This window comes from Leucobacter sp. CX169, assembly GCF_017161405.1.
Lineage (GTDB): Bacteria > Actinomycetota > Actinomycetes > Actinomycetales > Microbacteriaceae > Cx-87.
This window is the reverse complement of the sequence record NZ_CP071051.1, coordinates 353,752-367,648: the sequence shown is the minus strand read 5'-3', so window position 1 is coordinate 367,648 and position 13,897 is coordinate 353,752. Positions and strand designations below refer to the sequence as shown.

The window sequence follows — 13,897 nt, the reverse complement described above, 5'->3', positions numbered from 1 at the left end:
CCTGTTGTTCATTCGGGCTGTGCCCCGACAGGCCGATAGGAAGTTCTTTACACGATGCGGTTCCATACCAAAGCGACAATTCTTGCGACTATCTCGTCGCTGACACTGTCGCTCGGCGCAACCCCAGCGTTCGCCACCTCCCCCGTGGCCCCCATTTCAACCCCCGTAGCCGCCGACGCCGTAGCGTCCGTGCACGCCCCCCGCACCCCGCAGTCTCTCGTGACCGAGATCGACACCGCCGCGGCCACGCCCCTTGAGGCCATGATCGAGGTCTCGAGCGCGACCTCTGCCATCCCCCACGGCTTCAACGTCGAGCAGGCCATCGCGCAGGCCACCGCCGAGATCGGCACCTCGCGTCCGACCGGGTGGAGCCAGCCCGGTGAGTGCATCATGTCCGCGCAACGCTGGATCCGCGCCGGCGGCGGCAACTGGTCCGGCGGCGGCAACCCCGTCTCAAACTACGTCACCGCCACGCGCATCGCGTACGATGCGGTCCAGCCCGGCGACATCGTCCAGTACGAGTACTCTTCCGACCCCACCGCGTGGGTGACCGGCGTGCACACCGTCCTCATCACCGGCGTGAACGGCGATGGGACCTTCAGCATCATCGAGTCAAACAACCCCGGCGGATCCGGCCTCGTGCAGGCGCAGTCCAACTGGACTCCCGAGCCGCCAGCAGGCTTCAACGCCGCATTCTGGCGCTTCTAAGACCGTGACCCGAACGGGCCCACCGAGATCCTGCAGGATCCGGTGGGCCCGTTTTTCGCGCGCCCCGCGTCACTCCGCGGGCTGCGAGGCCGCGAAGGCATGCAGCGCAGCGCGCACGAACTCCGCGCCCTTCGGGTCCACCCGGGTGTAGTTCTTCGCGAATCGCGGGTCACTGACGTACATGTCGGCGAGGCCGCGCAGTGCGTTCGCGCCGGGCCGCCGACCCTGCCACCCCGCGGCGATCCAGGCAGCGTGCCGGGCGGCGATCGCCTGCACAAGCGTTCCCTCCGGGAGTTCGCCGGCGAGTATCGCGGCGTCGTAGTCGTCCTGGAGCGCCCGGTGCAGCCCCTGAAACTCTTGCTGGCCGGCGCTGCCGAGTTTCGCCCACCACTGCTCGGATCTCGCGGCAGCCTCGGGACCCCAACGCTCAGCGACCTCTGTGCGGTACTGGCTCGGGTCGAACCCGTGAAACATGTGCTCAGGCATGAGCGACTCACCTTTCTGTAGTGCGGCAATGGTTGCGGTGACGGCAAGAATCTGGTCCCGGATCCGGCCCGCTTCCTGCTCAAGCCAGCGCACGTGGGCCTCAAGCGCCTCCGCGTCCGCGACCTGGCCGTCGAGCACGTCCGCGATCTCGGGCAGGCCGAGGCCCAGCTCGCGCAGCAGCAGGATGCGCTGCAGGCGCACGAGTGACGCGTCGTCGTAGTAGCGGTAGCCGTTGTCGCCGACCCTCGCGGGCACCAGCAGCCCGATCTGGTCGTAGTGCCGAAGTGTGCGCGAAGTAATCCCCGCGGCGCCGGCGATCTGTTGAATCGACCATTCCATGGCCCTGTTCCTTCCGTCGAGATCAACGTTAGAACTTGACGTTACGTCAAGGTCAAGTCGTGGTGGAATCTATTCCCGGGCCCAGTCAGCGGGCCACCAGGATCCGGGTGCAAGCTAGAGCCATGACCGTAGATGCCTCACAGACCCCGCATTTCGCCGCCCTCGCCGAGCACGAGCTCGTAGATACCGCGCGATTTACCGGCGGCATCTCCCCGGACCAACTCAAGGCGGTGTTCCGCCACCAACCAGGCGGCGTCGCCCTCGTGACCGCCGACGACGGCAGCCGCCCGATCGCCATCACGGTGACCTCGGTCATCTCGGTGAGCGCCGAACCACCCCTGTTCATCTTCTCGGCGTCGGCCCTCTCGTCCAGCACCCCCGTGCTGCTGGGGTCGAAGACCGTGATCGTACATCTGCTCACTGACAAGAACGTCGACCTGGCCGCACTCGGCGCCACGAGTGGCATCGACCGCTTCGCCGACACAGCGCGCTGGGACCGTCTGCCCACCGGGGAGCCGCTGTTCCACGGCGTCGACACCTGGATCCGGGGCGAGATTGTGAACAGCTTCGAGGCGGGAACGTCGACCATGCTCGTCATTCACGCGCTCGAGACCCACACCCCGGGTGCAGACACCGCCGGGCGCCCCCTGGTGTACCACGACCGCACCTGGCACGCGATCGACGAGAACTCGGCGATCCCCGACCCGCGCAACACGTAGTCCCGGCTAGCCGCCGACCCGATCGCGCACGACCTCGCGCAAGGCGGCAAGCGACAGCGCGATCGACTCGACGTCGATGCGTTCGTCATTCCCGTGAATGCGCCGACGGTACTCCTCGTAGCTCAGCCCAGCACTGAGCAGGCCAAATCCGTAGCAGGGAATGCCGAGCGCCCGGAAGTGGCGCAGGTCAGAGCCGCCCGCCGCAATGATCGGCACCACGGGCGCCCCGCTGACCACGGTCACCGCGCGCACCACCGATGCGAACAGTTCGGTGTCGGTGGGCGACGAGCTCGCCGGCCAGCCCAGCAGATGCTTGATGTGCACCTGCTCGGCGAGCGGTCCCAGCAGAGCATGCAACAACTCGTCCACCTCTGCATCGTCGACTCCCGGCAGCGTGCGAATGTCGAGGTTCACCCGTCCCTCGCCGGGTATCACGTTATGGGCGGATCCTGCCCGCACGACGGTCGGTGAGATCGTGACGCGCGAGACCGCGTGCGCGTACCCCGCGATGCCCTCAAGCTCCGTCAGTGCAGCGTCCAGGCGGACCGGGTCGCGCAGGCGCTCCGCTAGCAACGGGTCGGCGACACGGGCGTCGATGAACGCATTCCACAGCGGGCCGAGCTGCACGGCGGGGGCCGCCTCGGAGAGACGGGCGAGCACCTGCCCGAGGCGGAGCGACGCGTTGTCCGCCCCGAAGGGGATGGACGCGTGCCCCGGACGCCCCGAAACGACGAGCTTGCGCCCCGCGGAGCCCTTCTCGCCAACACCGATCGCGACGTGCGCGCCCATCCGCATGCCGCCCGACTCGGACAGCACCTCGGTCACCCGCAGCGCGTCGCCGTGGTGCCGCAGCAGCCATTTGAGCCCGCGCTCGCCCCCAGCCTCCTCGTCGGCGACGGCGATCAGCACGAGATCCCCGCGCGGGGCATCGCTCGCGATCGCGGTCTCGCGCAGTACGCACGCAAAGACGGCCGTGAGGTACAGCATGTCGACGGCACCGCGCCCCCACACCACCCCGTCAATGAGATCGGCGGCGTGCGGGTCCCGCGTCCAGCCGTCCGGGTCCACCGGAACGACATCGAGGTGGCCCAGCAGCCCGAGCGCCGGCGCGCTCGCGTCGGTGCCACGCACGCGGGCGATGAGCGAGGCACGGCCGGGCATCGCCTCGAAGACCTGCATCTCGATCGGCCGGGATCCTGCCGGGACCTCTGCGAGGAATCGCTGCAGCACCTGCACCGCCCGGATCTCTTGACCCGAGGCGTCGCTGCCGTCGTTCACGCAGGCGGCGCGGATCAGGTCCCGCAACAATTCGACGGCGCCGCGAACATCGGCGCCTTCGACGACGGCACTCGCCTGCGTTGCTTCCACGTCAGTTCCTCCTGCGTTCACGCCCACGATAGTCCACGGAGCAGCGGAACTTCGAGGCCGCGTGCGGAACCGATACTGTGTTTCACGACCGTCCCACTGCCATAGATGAAAGGCGCCCGCCGTGAGCCAGCCCCAACTCGAGTACGCATTCACCATCGTGGCCGAGGTGGCACCGCCCCTCCCCATTGAGGCACGCGCAGGCGAGCAGCTTGACATCATCCCCATCACCGGCGGAACGGTGACCGGCAGGATCACGGCCACGGTCGAACCCGGCGGCGCCGACTGGTGCCGACTCCGGAGCGACGGCGCCTACGAGGTTGAGGCGCGCTACTGGATCCGGACCGAGGACGGCGCGGTGATCGACATCGTGAATGTCGGCCGGATCGCCCCGGAGGTCGCTGGCAGCGATGCGGACGAGCTCTTCATCACCACCCCGCAGTTCCGCACCATCGCGCCGCAGTACCAGTGGCTCACGCAGCGGGCCTTCGTCGGCCAGGCGGCGTCGACCGACGCCCACACCACGATCGTGGTCTACGAGGTCGTCGGCTAAGGATCCTGCCGGCGGCTACCTGTACGCCCGCGGCGCCGAGCGCCGGTGGATCAGCCCAGTGAGCATCGCGATCGCCACCCCCACCGCCGTGTCGAGAAAGCGCTCGAGCGCCGAGCCCCACAAGTCTCCCCCGCCCGTGGCCGCGCCCGAGATCAGGAGGACGAGCGGCGTGATGAACACGAGCGCGAGCGCATAGTTGCGCACCACCACCGACTCGACCGCGAACTGCAGGATCCCGAGCAGGAGCACGAGCAGCAGGGGGATCCTGCCGAGCGGAGCGATCGCCAGGTAGAGGCCCGCGCCGATCAGCGTGCCCACCGTGCGATGCAGCCCCCGTCCGATCGCGTGGCGGCGGCCGGCGACGAGGCCGACGACCGCGACGCCCGCGGTGACCGTCCAGTAGGCGCGGTGCGGGTCGATCCAGATCACGCTCACCGCCGTCCCGAGCACGGCGACCACGGCGACGCGGGCAAGGAGCTCACGTTCACCGGCACCCAACCAGGGACCGGGGAGCAGCTCGTCCACGGGCCGCACCGGGCGGGCCCGTTCAGCGCGCCGCAGCAATGGGGCGAGCGCGAGCGCGTAGGAAAACAGCGCACCGCCAGAGACCGCAAGCATGAGGGTGACGGGACTATTCAGCCGCTCACCGTCGACGACCGCGGTGATGTTGGCGGAGAGACCGAAGGCCAGCGCAAAGAACACTGAGCCGGGCGGTCCGACCCGGTACGCAAAGCACAGGGCGCTGGCAACAACCGTCACTCCTACGAGCCCGATGGCGAGCAGGATCGGCCACGGCGCCAGCAGTGCACCGAGTGCGGTGCAGGCGATGAGCGCCGCGGCCACGAACGGCAGCACCTTTGCTCGCTCCGCCGCTCCCATTCCTGCGGCATACAGCGCAACAAAGGCACCGGCGGCGGTCTGCAGCCCGATCTCGGGGTGCCCGAGCAGGGTGAGCGCGCCGAACGGCAGCGAGACCGAAAGCGCGGCGCGGAGCGCGATCCAAGTGCGAGGGCCAGGCGACGGCGGCAGCTCAAGCAAGCTCCGAGTCGCGCGACCCACAATCTGCAGCGCCGAGGTGCGTGGCTGGGGGTCTTGCTCCATCATGCGGCTACGCCTCCCCCGACCCGGTGTGTCAGGTCGAGAATATCGCCTCGGCGGTCCCGCGGGCGCCGAAGCTAGGCTGGACCCATGACCGACGCTCCTGCCGACCTCACAGCCGGCCGGACGCCGCACATGCCTCGTCAGCGTCGCACACGCCTCCGCGTTATCGGGGGCACCGCGCTCGTCCTCGTGCTCGCGATGGGCGGCTACGTCGCCGCGTGCGCGGCGGCGCCCCTGCCCGCGCTGCGGCCAGCCTTGCTCGCGCCGGCCACCGCGAGCATCGCCGCTGACACCGCACCCGCCGAAGAGTCCGTCGCCGCAGAAACACTGCCGACCGCGTTCGGCTGGGTGGGCGAGGACACGGTGTTCGCAAACGACCCGGCCCCGCACCCGCTCGCGAGCATCACCAAGCTCGTCACCGTGCTGGTGTGCCAGCAGGCGGCACCGGTCGCACCGGGCGAGGCCGGCCCGAGCTACACCTGGACCGAGGCCGACGTGCAGCGCCAGGCCGAGCTCGTCGCGCTCGACGGGGTGGCGTTCCCGGTGCCCGCAGGCACGGTGTTCTCGGCGCATGACATGCTGACACTCATGCTGCTGCCCTCGGCAAACGACTTTGCCGCGGCGTACGCTGACTCCATCTTCGGCAGCAACGAGGCGTTCGTTACCGCCGCGACGGCGTGGGCAGAAGAACACGGCCTCGAGAGCCTGAGCGTCGTCGAGCCGAGCGGCATGGACGAGGGCAACCAGGCGAGTGCCGCTGACGTGGTGCGGATCGGGCAGCTCGTGCTCGCGGACCCCACGCTCGCAGCGCTCACGCGCCTGCCGGTCGCGGACGTGCCCGGCATCGGGATCGTCGAAAACACGAACCCACTGCTCGGTTCCGTGGGCGTTATTGGCCTCAAAACGGGGCGCTCGAGCGACGCCGGCTACAACCTCGCCGCCGCGCAGACCGGGGACGTCGACGGGCGCCCCGTCGTCAAGATCTCCGTCACGCTGGGGCGGCCCACCGCCCAGGAGCGGGCCGACTCAAGCCGCCGAGTGCTCGCCGACATGAACGCACTGGCGCAGCCGCGTGAATTCGTCGCCGAGGACGAAAAGCTCGGTTCGGTTGTGACCTGGACGGGCGCGGTAGTCCCGCTACTCGCGACTCATGCGTCTGCCGGGACGCTCGTTCCTGGAGAGGCGGCGTCCCGGAAGATCTCTCTCGATCCGCTCGCGGCAGGGCCGGCGGGCCAGGCGGCCGGCTCGGTCGCCATCGACTCCCCCACCGGGGCAGCGAAGGTCCGAGTAGTCACCGGTGCGGCGATCGCCGAGCCCGACCTCTGGTGGCGACTTACCCACCCGCAGGAGCTGCTGAACTGGGAGTAGTCTCGCCCAGGATCTCGCGAATCTCGTCGTTCGACAGCCGCCGCCACGGCGACCCGTCCGGGTTCTCGTCAGCGGCCTGCGGACTGTCCCCCTGGCTCCACCACTTGGCGACGTAGGCGACGCCGTCGAACATCACGCGCTGGCCCTGGGTATAGATCGTGTCCCCCACCCAGACCGGGTAGGTACCCTCCGGCAGCGTCGGCACGGGAATGGGTTTTTCGCCGGGCAGCACCGGCCCGACGAGCTGCCACGGCGTCTCCGTCGCCTGCAGCACCGGGTTGTCCGGGACATCGCCTTGCGTCCAATACTTCGCGACGTACACGAACCCGTGCCAGACGACCTTCGTCCCCGCGGGGTACGCGGCGGTCTTCTTCCAGATCGGGTATGGGCTGGTCGCCGGGTCGTCGACGATGGGCGCGGGCACCGCCGACGGGTCGGAGGTGGTCACGTCGCCGGCCCGAGCGTCGGGCGAACCGTTGAAACCGTTTCCGAGCACGGTTGAGAACTTGAGGTTGCCCTGGTCAACGCCGCTGCACGAGTCGGACACCACTTGCACGTCGGCATAGTTCGAGCCGCAGGTAGCGTCGCGGTTGAGCGACCACATCGACATGCGACCGATGCCGTTCTCTTGCGCGAACGAGTTGAGCTTCTCCGCGTCGTCGAGCGAGAAGACCTCGGCTGGAACGTCGTTCTGTCCGATCATCGGGGTGGCCCCGATCTTGCTCCAGAGCCCAATCGGGCCGAGCTGGATGTCCTGGCGCAGGTAGATCACGCGCAGTTGCTGGTGGAGCGCGTTCAATGCGCTCTTCGTCCCGTCGATCATCGACGTGCCCGCCGGAAGGGAGCCACCGTAGTCCATCGTCATCGCGTTCACGCCGGCCAGGTCGACGCCCGCCTCCAACATCTGGGTGACCGCGTCCGTGCCCTCTTCGGTCAGGCCGGACGGGGTAATGGGCAGCGTGAGCCACACAGCGAGCGGCGTATCGGTGCCCGCCCGCGCGCTCTGAATCTCCGCGAGTGCCTGGGCTCGCCGCTCGCCGGCAGCGCGATCGGTGAGGTTTGCTCCCTCGACGTCCACATCGATCGTCCGCAGCGAGTAGCGGTCGATAACCGCCTCGTAGGCGGCGACGAGCTTGTCGGGATCGGTGCAAGCGGTCGCGAGCTCATCGTTGAGCTGCCCCCCGAACGAGACCAGCACGTCCCCGCCCTGCTGCTTCAGGCGAGCCACCCGGCGATCGAGGTCAAGGCTGACTCCCGCCTCTTCGAGCGAGTAGAAGGTGCCCCACGACGGGGCGCACGCGTCTGCCGTGTCGGCGACGATAAACGACAGCACGGCGTTCTTGTTCGCTCCGGCCGTAGGGGCCTCGAACGCGTACGAGGGCGTCGCAGTCACGTCGACGTATCCCGCCATCCAGGATTTCGTGGTCACCGAAGACTTGTCCTCAAACCAGTTCCACCCCTGCACGCCGGCAAACACCAGACCAGCAAGCACCAGACCGGCGAGAGTGACCCGCGGAATGGAGAGCTTTTGCCCAGGAAAGCGTTGAGACATGGTTCCCCCTGGAACATGCGCGCTTCTCGACCCTAGAATCGGATGATTCGTATCGATTGTGGAAGCTGTTCATTATCATGAGCAGTGTACCCAACCCGGCGGCGCAGGCCACCGCAATCGTTGGGAATCCCGGGGGAATCACTGATGACAACTACAACCGCGCCCGCGAAGACCAGGCGACGACAATGGGGCGCGGAGCGACGGTCCGAACCGCTGTCCATCATTCATCCCCGACCGAGCATGCGGAAGATCGCGATGGGTCGTGTCGCGATCCTGCTGACGATTGTGTTTTGGGTCATCTACGTCGTCTCGACGGTGATCCGTCAGCTCCTGAACAATCCGGATGCCGGCTTCCGCTTCACCATCGAGGCGATCGTGTACGTGATCGTGGTCACGTTCCTGACCTTCTCGGCGCTGATGTATCTCATTGCGCGTCAGGGCGCGCTCTACCGGTTCAGCGAGCACCGCCGCGTTCCCCGAGGCGAGCTCGACCTGCACTTCAGCGACTATGACGAGGCCGTGACCGTGCTCGTCCCCTCGTATGCGGAAGAGCCCCATGTCGTGCGCGGCACGCTCTGGTCGGCGGCCCTCCAGGAGTTCCCCGATCTTCGCGTCGTGCTCCTCATCGATGACCCGCCCTCCCCCACAGACCCCGATGTGCGCGCAAAACTCGAGCAGACCCGGGGCCTGGCGGCTGAGATCCAGGAGGCGCTTGCCACCCCCGCCGCACAGTTCCGTGAGGCAGCCGACCGCTTCGCAGCGAGCTTCGCCTCCGACCCCACCGTGGCACCCGGAGATGTGCAGGCGTTGGCGGACGAGTATCGCTCCGCCGCCGAGTGGCTCGAGGCGTTCGCCGAGTCCGAACCGGTTGACGACCACGTCGATGAGTTCTTCGTCGACCAGGTCATCATGGGGCTCGCCCGCGAGCTGCGACTGACCCTGCTCGCGCTGGACGCCTCGATTGAGCAGGGCAGCGGGCCTGATGCGGCCCGGATCCTCACGCTCATGCGGCGGCTCGAGCGCATCTTCCGCGCGGAGATGAGCACCTTCGAACGCAAGAAGTACGCGTCGCTCTCGAGCGAAGCGAACAAGGCGATGAACCTGAATTCCTACATCTCAGTGATGGGAAAGTCGTGGAACGTCGAGGAGACCGCTGACGGCACGGTGCTGCGCCCGGCGCCGGAGGGTGAAGCAGGCGACGTTTCGTTCCCCGATTCGACCTACCTCCTGACCCTCGACGCGGACTCGATGCTGCTGCGCGACTACTGCCTGCGCCTCGTCTATCTGCTCGAGCAGCCCGAGAACGCGCGGGTGGCCGTCACGCAGACGCCCTACTCGTCTTTCCGGGGCGCCCCCACCCGCATCGAACGTGTGGCCGGAGCCACGACTGATCTGCAGCACATGCTCCACCAGGGCATGTCCTACTACAACGCGACCTTCTGGGTCGGGGCGAACGCCGTCATCCGCAAGGAGGCGCTCGAGGACATCGTCGAGGTGGAAGTCGTCGGCGGCTTCGAGATCCGCACGTACATCCAAGACCGCACGGTGATCGAGGACACGGAGTCCAGCGTGGACCTCGGGACCCACGGCTGGTCCCTGGTCAATTATCCCGAACGCCTCAGCTACAGCGCCACCCCGCCCGACTTCGGGTCACTGGTCGTGCAGCGGCGTCGCTGGGCAAACGGCGGCCTGCTGATCCTGCCGAAATTCTGGGATCAGCTGGGAGCGCGCCGCCTCAAGCGGGAGCGCGTCCTTCTCAGCGAGTTCCTGTTGCGCGCCAACTACATGGCGTCAATTTCTTGGGCAAGCTTCGGCCTGGTGCTGCTCTTGGCCTACCCATTTGACGGTCGACTGCTCAGCCCGTTTGTGCTCGCCGCAGCGCTGCCGTACTTCATCGCGATGGGCAGCGACCTCCGCGAGAGCGGCCACCGCTTCAGCGACATCTTCCGCATTTACGGGTTCAACCTCGTGCTGCTGCCCGTCAATATCGCCGGGGTCGTAAAGTCGTTCCAGCAGATGATCACCGGCGAGAAGATCCCATTCGCGCGGACACCCAAGGTGAAGGACCGCACAGCGGCCCCCGCCATCTACGTCATCGTGCCGTACGTGATCGTGGCTTTTTCGATCTTCACCCTTCTGCGCGATATCCCCGAGCAGAACTGGGGCAACGTCATCTTCGCGTCGTTCAACGCGTTGATGGCCGCCGGCGCGATCCGCGCGTACATCGGCATCAGGAACTCGTTCGTCGACGTGTGGCTCGGCTTCCTCGGTTGGCTGCACGTCCCGCGCAAGGAGAAGCGGAAGGCGCCTGAGGATCTGGTCGATCCGTCTCAGCCGGTCAACTGGGAGGGCATCCTCTACTATGGCGACCGCCGACTGAATCGCGATCTTCGGGGCCAACGAGACCGCCGCCGCAGGATCGGGATCCGCTAGCGCCGAACGGGCCGCACTCGACTACGCCGCCTCGCCCTCCGGCGAGGACTGGTTCGAGAACGCGGCGTCGAACGACACGGTCGGACGCTTCCAGAGCAGCGAGCGGATCCTGCCCACTGCTTCGGCGGCGCCGTGCAGGCGGTCCATGCCCGCGTCCTCCCACTCGATCGAGATGGGGCCGCCGTAGCCAATCGAGCCGAGCGCACGGAACGCGTCTTCCCAGTGCATGTCGCCGTGCCCGGTCGATACGAAGTCCCAGCCGCGCCGCGGGTCGCCCCAGGGCAGGTGAGACCCCAGGATCCCGCTGCGCCCCGTCGGCGGCCGCAGCCGGGTGTCCTTGCAGTCCACATGATAAATGCGGTCAGCGAAATCGGTGATGAAGCCAATGGGGTCGACGCCCTGCCAGAGCAGGTGGCTCGGGTCCCAGTTCAGCCCAAACGCGGGCCGGTGATCGATCGCCTCAAGCGTCTTCACCGTCGTCCAGTAGTCGTAGGCGATCTCAGACGGGTGCACCTCGTGGGCAAAGCGCACGCCCTCAGCGTCAAACACGTCCAGGATCGGGTTCCAGCGCGTCGCGAAGTCCTCGTAGCCGGCATCGATCACCGAAGCGGGCACGGGTGGGAACATAGCGACGTACGGCCAGATCTTCGAGCCGGTGAAGCCGACGACCGTGTCGACGCCCAGCTTGCGGGCGACCCGGGCCGCGCGCTGCATGTCCGCGGCCGCCCGCTGGCGCACGCCCTCGGCCTCGCCGTTGCCCCAGACGTAGGGACGCACGATCGCCTCGTGGCGGAAGTCGATCGGGTCGTCGCACACGGCCTGGCCGGCGAGGTGGTTCGAGATGGCCCAGACGCCGAGGCCGTGTCGGTCGAGAATCTCAAGCCGCGAGCGCAGGTAGGCGTCGTCCTCATCAGCGCGCTTGAGGTCGAGATGATCGCCCGAGCAGGCGATCTCGAGCCCGTCGTATCCCCATTCGGCGGCGAGGCGCGCGACCTCCTCGAACGGGAGGTCGGCCCACTGGCCGGTGAACAGCGTGACCGGGTGTGACGAGGTGGGGTCGGTCATGGCTGCGGCTCCAGAGTCGTTTCGCGTTCGTTCGGTTCAGATCGGCGTCGGTGCAGATCGGTAAAGAAGTCGTAGGTGATGCGGGCAAGTTCATCCTGGCTGTCCGCGAGCGGGCGCCAAATCGAGGCCGCGGTGGCGATCGTGTCGTTGTCGCCGGTGAAGCTCTCGAGCGTCAGGGGGCCGGCGTAGCCGACCTCGTCGAGCGCGTCGAGGGTCGCGGCCCAATCGGTGTGGTCGGGCCCGGCGGGCCCGCGATCGTTACCGCAGACCTGGAAGACCTGCAGGTGCGCGCCAGCCGCGCGAATGGCGGCGGCGGGCGAGCGCTCCTCGATGTTGAGATGGTAGCTGTCGAGGGCGAGGCTGACCCCGGCCCCGAGCAGCGGGTCGAGCGCATCAAGCGCCTGATCGACGGTGTTGATGAGGCTGGTCTCGTAGCGGTTCAGCGGCTCAATCGCGAGGCTGACCCCGCGCTCGGCCGCGTAGTCAGCGACCGGACGGAGCGCGCCGCGGAGCGTCGCGATCGTGGCCCCCCGCTCAGCCGCGCTCATGCGCCAGGTGCGACCGGTCGCGGCGGTAAACGGGCCGGCGACCGTGGATGACCCCACGCGCACCGCGACATCCACGCAGCGCCGAAGGTAGTCCTGCGTCGCCGCCCGATGGGCGTCATCGATCAGGTCGCGGCCGGGGCCCATCGCTCCGACGACGCGCGCCCCCATGCCGAGTTCGCCGAGGGTCTCGGCCGCCCGTGCCGGGTCCCAGTCGCCGGGCGACTCGACCGGCAGCTCGAGCAATTCGTACCCGATGCCCTGCGCCTGCCGCGCAATTCGCGCGAGGTCGACGTCGCGAAGCGGCGACACCCAGACCCAGGTGTTCACTCCCAGTTGTCGCTGCATCGCGACTCCCTCCTGCACAGATGGTGCGAGGGGAACCAGTCGTGCTGGTTCCCCTCGCACCCGATTGCCCGGACGAGAGGCCGTCACGAGCGGGTGAAACTAGGGCATGACCCGATCCTGCCAGATGGTCGGGTAGCCCGGCAGGTCCTCGCCGCCGAACTTCGCGTAGTGACCGTCGGGCATGCCGTCGTTCCGCGCGAGGTAGTCGTCGAGTTCCTCAGCCGTGATCGGGCTCTGCGGCAGTACCCACTCACTCGGCACCTCTTCGCCCTTGAAGATCTTCTCGAGGGCCAGCAGCGGCGTGCGCCACTGGAAGTTCGAGTAGACGGGGGCGAGGCCGGTGAGCCCCGTGTCCTTCCACTTGCGCAGGAAGCTCAGCTCGTCCTCGCCCGTCATGACGGGGTAGGGCTTGCCGGCGTCCTCGAAGGCCTCGATCGCGGCGACGGCGCCGTCGCCAGCGTCCATCCAGATGCCCTGCACGTCGCCCTTGGCGAGCTCGTCCGAGATGATCTTCTTGATCTCGGCCGGGTCTGCGCCGGTGAAGTAGTCGGCCGTCTCGATGCCGGCTTCCGACAGCAGCTTGTCCGCGCCGGCCCAGCGCTGCTCGAGCACGTCAACGCCCGGCAGGATCCGGAGCGCGACCACCTTGTCGCCTTCCTTGAGGTTGTCGATAAGGAACTCAGCCGAGTCGATGCCCCACGCGAAGCCGCCAATCGGGTGAATGAACGTGACCGCGCAATCCGTCTGCACGCCGCGGTCGAAGACGACCACGGGCTTGCCCGTCGCGCACGCCCGCTCGACCGCGGGGGTGAGGGCGGCGGTCGAGTTCGGCGAGATGACGAAGCTGTCGCACTCGCCCTCGGCGATGAAGTAGTCGATGTCCGCAATCTGCGTGTCATCGCTGTCCTTCGCGTCGCGCGTTTCCATCTCCGAGATAGCGCCCGACTCCTGCAGCACCTTCAGCTGCTCGTTCATGGTGATCCAGCCGGTCTGGCGCCACGGGTTTGAGATTGACGCGTTTGCGAAGCAGACCTTCTTCGGCCCCTCCGACGCGAACTCCGCCGTGTCGACCATCTCCGCGTTGATGGTCTGCAGGTACGGCTGCTCCTCCGGGCCCTCGGGCACGACGGAGCGCTCGGCGAACTGCTTGTCGAACAGCTCCTGGTCGAACCACTCCTCCGTCGGCGCAGCCTCCTCAGCCGAACCATCCGGTGCCTCGACCGACGGATCAGTCGTGCACCCCGCCAGCAGGATCAGCGATGCGGCGCAGACGAGACTCGCCGCGGTGCTTAGCGATCGTTTCATGATCGTTCAC

12 protein-coding genes are annotated in these 13,897 nt (G+C 67.8%); 5 read left to right on the top strand and 7 right to left on the bottom strand.

All coding sequences use genetic code 11. The features are described 5' to 3' along the window. Positions 1-54 precede the first annotated feature (54 nt). Positions 55-708, top strand: coding sequence for a CHAP domain-containing protein (locus tag JW030_RS01530; RefSeq protein ID WP_188046018.1), 654 nt, complete (start codon positions 55-57; stop codon positions 706-708). A gap of 69 nt (positions 709-777) precedes the next feature. Here JW030_RS01530 and JW030_RS01525 read toward each other — a convergent pair whose 3' ends face one another. Further along, positions 778-1,533 carry a MerR family transcriptional regulator gene (locus JW030_RS01525; RefSeq protein WP_188046019.1) on the bottom strand — a complete coding sequence of 252 codons (756 nt, stop codon included), beginning with the start codon at positions 1,531-1,533 and terminating at the stop codon, positions 778-780. A 122-nt stretch (positions 1,534-1,655) separates the two neighbouring features. Here JW030_RS01525 and JW030_RS01520 point away from each other — a divergent pair, with 122 nt between their 5' ends. Next, positions 1,656-2,252: a flavin reductase family protein gene (locus JW030_RS01520; protein ID WP_188046020.1), complete on the top strand. Its 597-nt coding sequence runs from the start codon at positions 1,656-1,658 to the stop codon at positions 2,250-2,252. A 6-nt stretch (positions 2,253-2,258) separates the two neighbouring features. Here the strand turns inward: JW030_RS01520 and JW030_RS01515 are convergent, their stop codons facing one another. Beyond that, the gene (locus tag JW030_RS01515) at positions 2,259-3,620 is read right to left on the bottom strand and encodes a M20/M25/M40 family metallo-hydrolase (protein ID WP_241095501.1); all 1,362 of its coding nucleotides are present in this window, start codon (positions 3,618-3,620) and stop codon (positions 2,259-2,261) included. A gap of 121 nt (positions 3,621-3,741) precedes the next feature. Between JW030_RS01515 and JW030_RS01510 the strand changes: the two genes are divergently transcribed. Continuing rightward, positions 3,742-4,170, top strand: a complete 429-nt coding sequence (locus JW030_RS01510) for a DUF3237 domain-containing protein (protein ID WP_188046022.1) — start codon at positions 3,742-3,744, stop codon at positions 4,168-4,170. A gap of 15 nt (positions 4,171-4,185) precedes the next feature. Here JW030_RS01510 and JW030_RS01505 read toward each other — a convergent pair whose 3' ends face one another. Further along, on the bottom strand, positions 4,186-5,274 hold the full coding sequence (locus JW030_RS01505; RefSeq protein WP_241095500.1) for an FUSC family protein: 1,089 nt from the start codon (positions 5,272-5,274) through the stop codon (positions 4,186-4,188). An 84-nt stretch (positions 5,275-5,358) separates the two neighbouring features. Between JW030_RS01505 and JW030_RS01500 the strand changes: the two genes are divergently transcribed. Next, positions 5,359-6,639: a D-alanyl-D-alanine carboxypeptidase family protein gene (locus tag JW030_RS01500; protein WP_188046023.1), complete on the top strand. Its 1,281-nt coding sequence runs from the start codon at positions 5,359-5,361 to the stop codon at positions 6,637-6,639. Here the strand turns inward: JW030_RS01500 and JW030_RS01495 are convergent. After that, the gene (locus JW030_RS01495; protein WP_188046024.1) at positions 6,605-8,191 is read right to left on the bottom strand and encodes a carbohydrate-binding protein; all 1,587 of its coding nucleotides are present in this window, start codon (positions 8,189-8,191) and stop codon (positions 6,605-6,607) included. The genes JW030_RS01500 and JW030_RS01495 overlap by 35 nt on opposite strands. 144 nt (positions 8,192-8,335) lie before the next feature. On the opposite strand from JW030_RS01495, the gene JW030_RS01490 reads away from it, so the two are divergent. After that, on the top strand, positions 8,336-10,624 hold the full coding sequence (locus JW030_RS01490) for a glycosyltransferase family 2 protein (protein ID WP_188046025.1): 2,289 nt from the start codon (positions 8,336-8,338) through the stop codon (positions 10,622-10,624). 21 nt (positions 10,625-10,645) lie between these two features. Here JW030_RS01490 and JW030_RS01485 read toward each other — a convergent pair whose 3' ends face one another. The 3 genes from JW030_RS01485 to JW030_RS01475 all read right to left on the bottom strand — a co-directional run bounded on the left by JW030_RS01485 (position 10,646) and on the right by JW030_RS01475 (position 13,887). Then, positions 10,646-11,689: a sugar phosphate isomerase/epimerase gene (locus JW030_RS01485; RefSeq protein ID WP_188046026.1), complete on the bottom strand. Its 1,044-nt coding sequence runs from the start codon at positions 11,687-11,689 to the stop codon at positions 10,646-10,648. Further along, the gene (locus JW030_RS01480) at positions 11,686-12,582 is read right to left on the bottom strand and encodes a sugar phosphate isomerase/epimerase (protein ID WP_188046027.1); all 897 of its coding nucleotides are present in this window, start codon (positions 12,580-12,582) and stop codon (positions 11,686-11,688) included. Before JW030_RS01480 ends, JW030_RS01485 begins: the two co-directional genes overlap by 4 nt. 99 nt (positions 12,583-12,681) lie before the next feature. Next, positions 12,682-13,887 carry a substrate-binding domain-containing protein gene (locus JW030_RS01475; protein ID WP_188046028.1) on the bottom strand — a complete coding sequence of 402 codons (1,206 nt, stop codon included), beginning with the start codon at positions 13,885-13,887 and terminating at the stop codon, positions 12,682-12,684. Between the last annotated feature and the right edge of the window lie 10 nt (positions 13,888-13,897).

Coding starts and splice junctions, on each gene's coding strand:
- JW030_RS01480 (WP_188046027.1), bottom strand. CDS start 12,582: ATGCAGCGACAACTGGGAGTGAACACCTGGGTCTGGGTGTCGCCGCTT.
- JW030_RS01495 (WP_188046024.1), bottom strand. CDS start 8,191: ATGTCTCAACGCTTTCCTGGGCAAAAGCTCTCCATTCCGCGGGTCACT.
- JW030_RS01525 (WP_188046019.1), bottom strand. CDS start 1,533: ATGGAATGGTCGATTCAACAGATCGCCGGCGCCGCGGGGATTACTTCG.
- JW030_RS01500 (WP_188046023.1), top strand. CDS start 5,359: ATGACCGACGCTCCTGCCGACCTCACAGCCGGCCGGACGCCGCACATG.
- JW030_RS01505 (WP_241095500.1), bottom strand. CDS start 5,274: ATGATGGAGCAAGACCCCCAGCCACGCACCTCGGCGCTGCAGATTGTG.
- JW030_RS01520 (WP_188046020.1), top strand. CDS start 1,656: ATGACCGTAGATGCCTCACAGACCCCGCATTTCGCCGCCCTCGCCGAG.
- JW030_RS01490 (WP_188046025.1), top strand. CDS start 8,336: ATGACAACTACAACCGCGCCCGCGAAGACCAGGCGACGACAATGGGGC.
- JW030_RS01530 (WP_188046018.1), top strand. CDS start 55: ATGCGGTTCCATACCAAAGCGACAATTCTTGCGACTATCTCGTCGCTG.
- JW030_RS01485 (WP_188046026.1), bottom strand. CDS start 11,689: ATGACCGACCCCACCTCGTCACACCCGGTCACGCTGTTCACCGGCCAG.
- JW030_RS01475 (WP_188046028.1), bottom strand. CDS start 13,887: ATGAAACGATCGCTAAGCACCGCGGCGAGTCTCGTCTGCGCCGCATCG.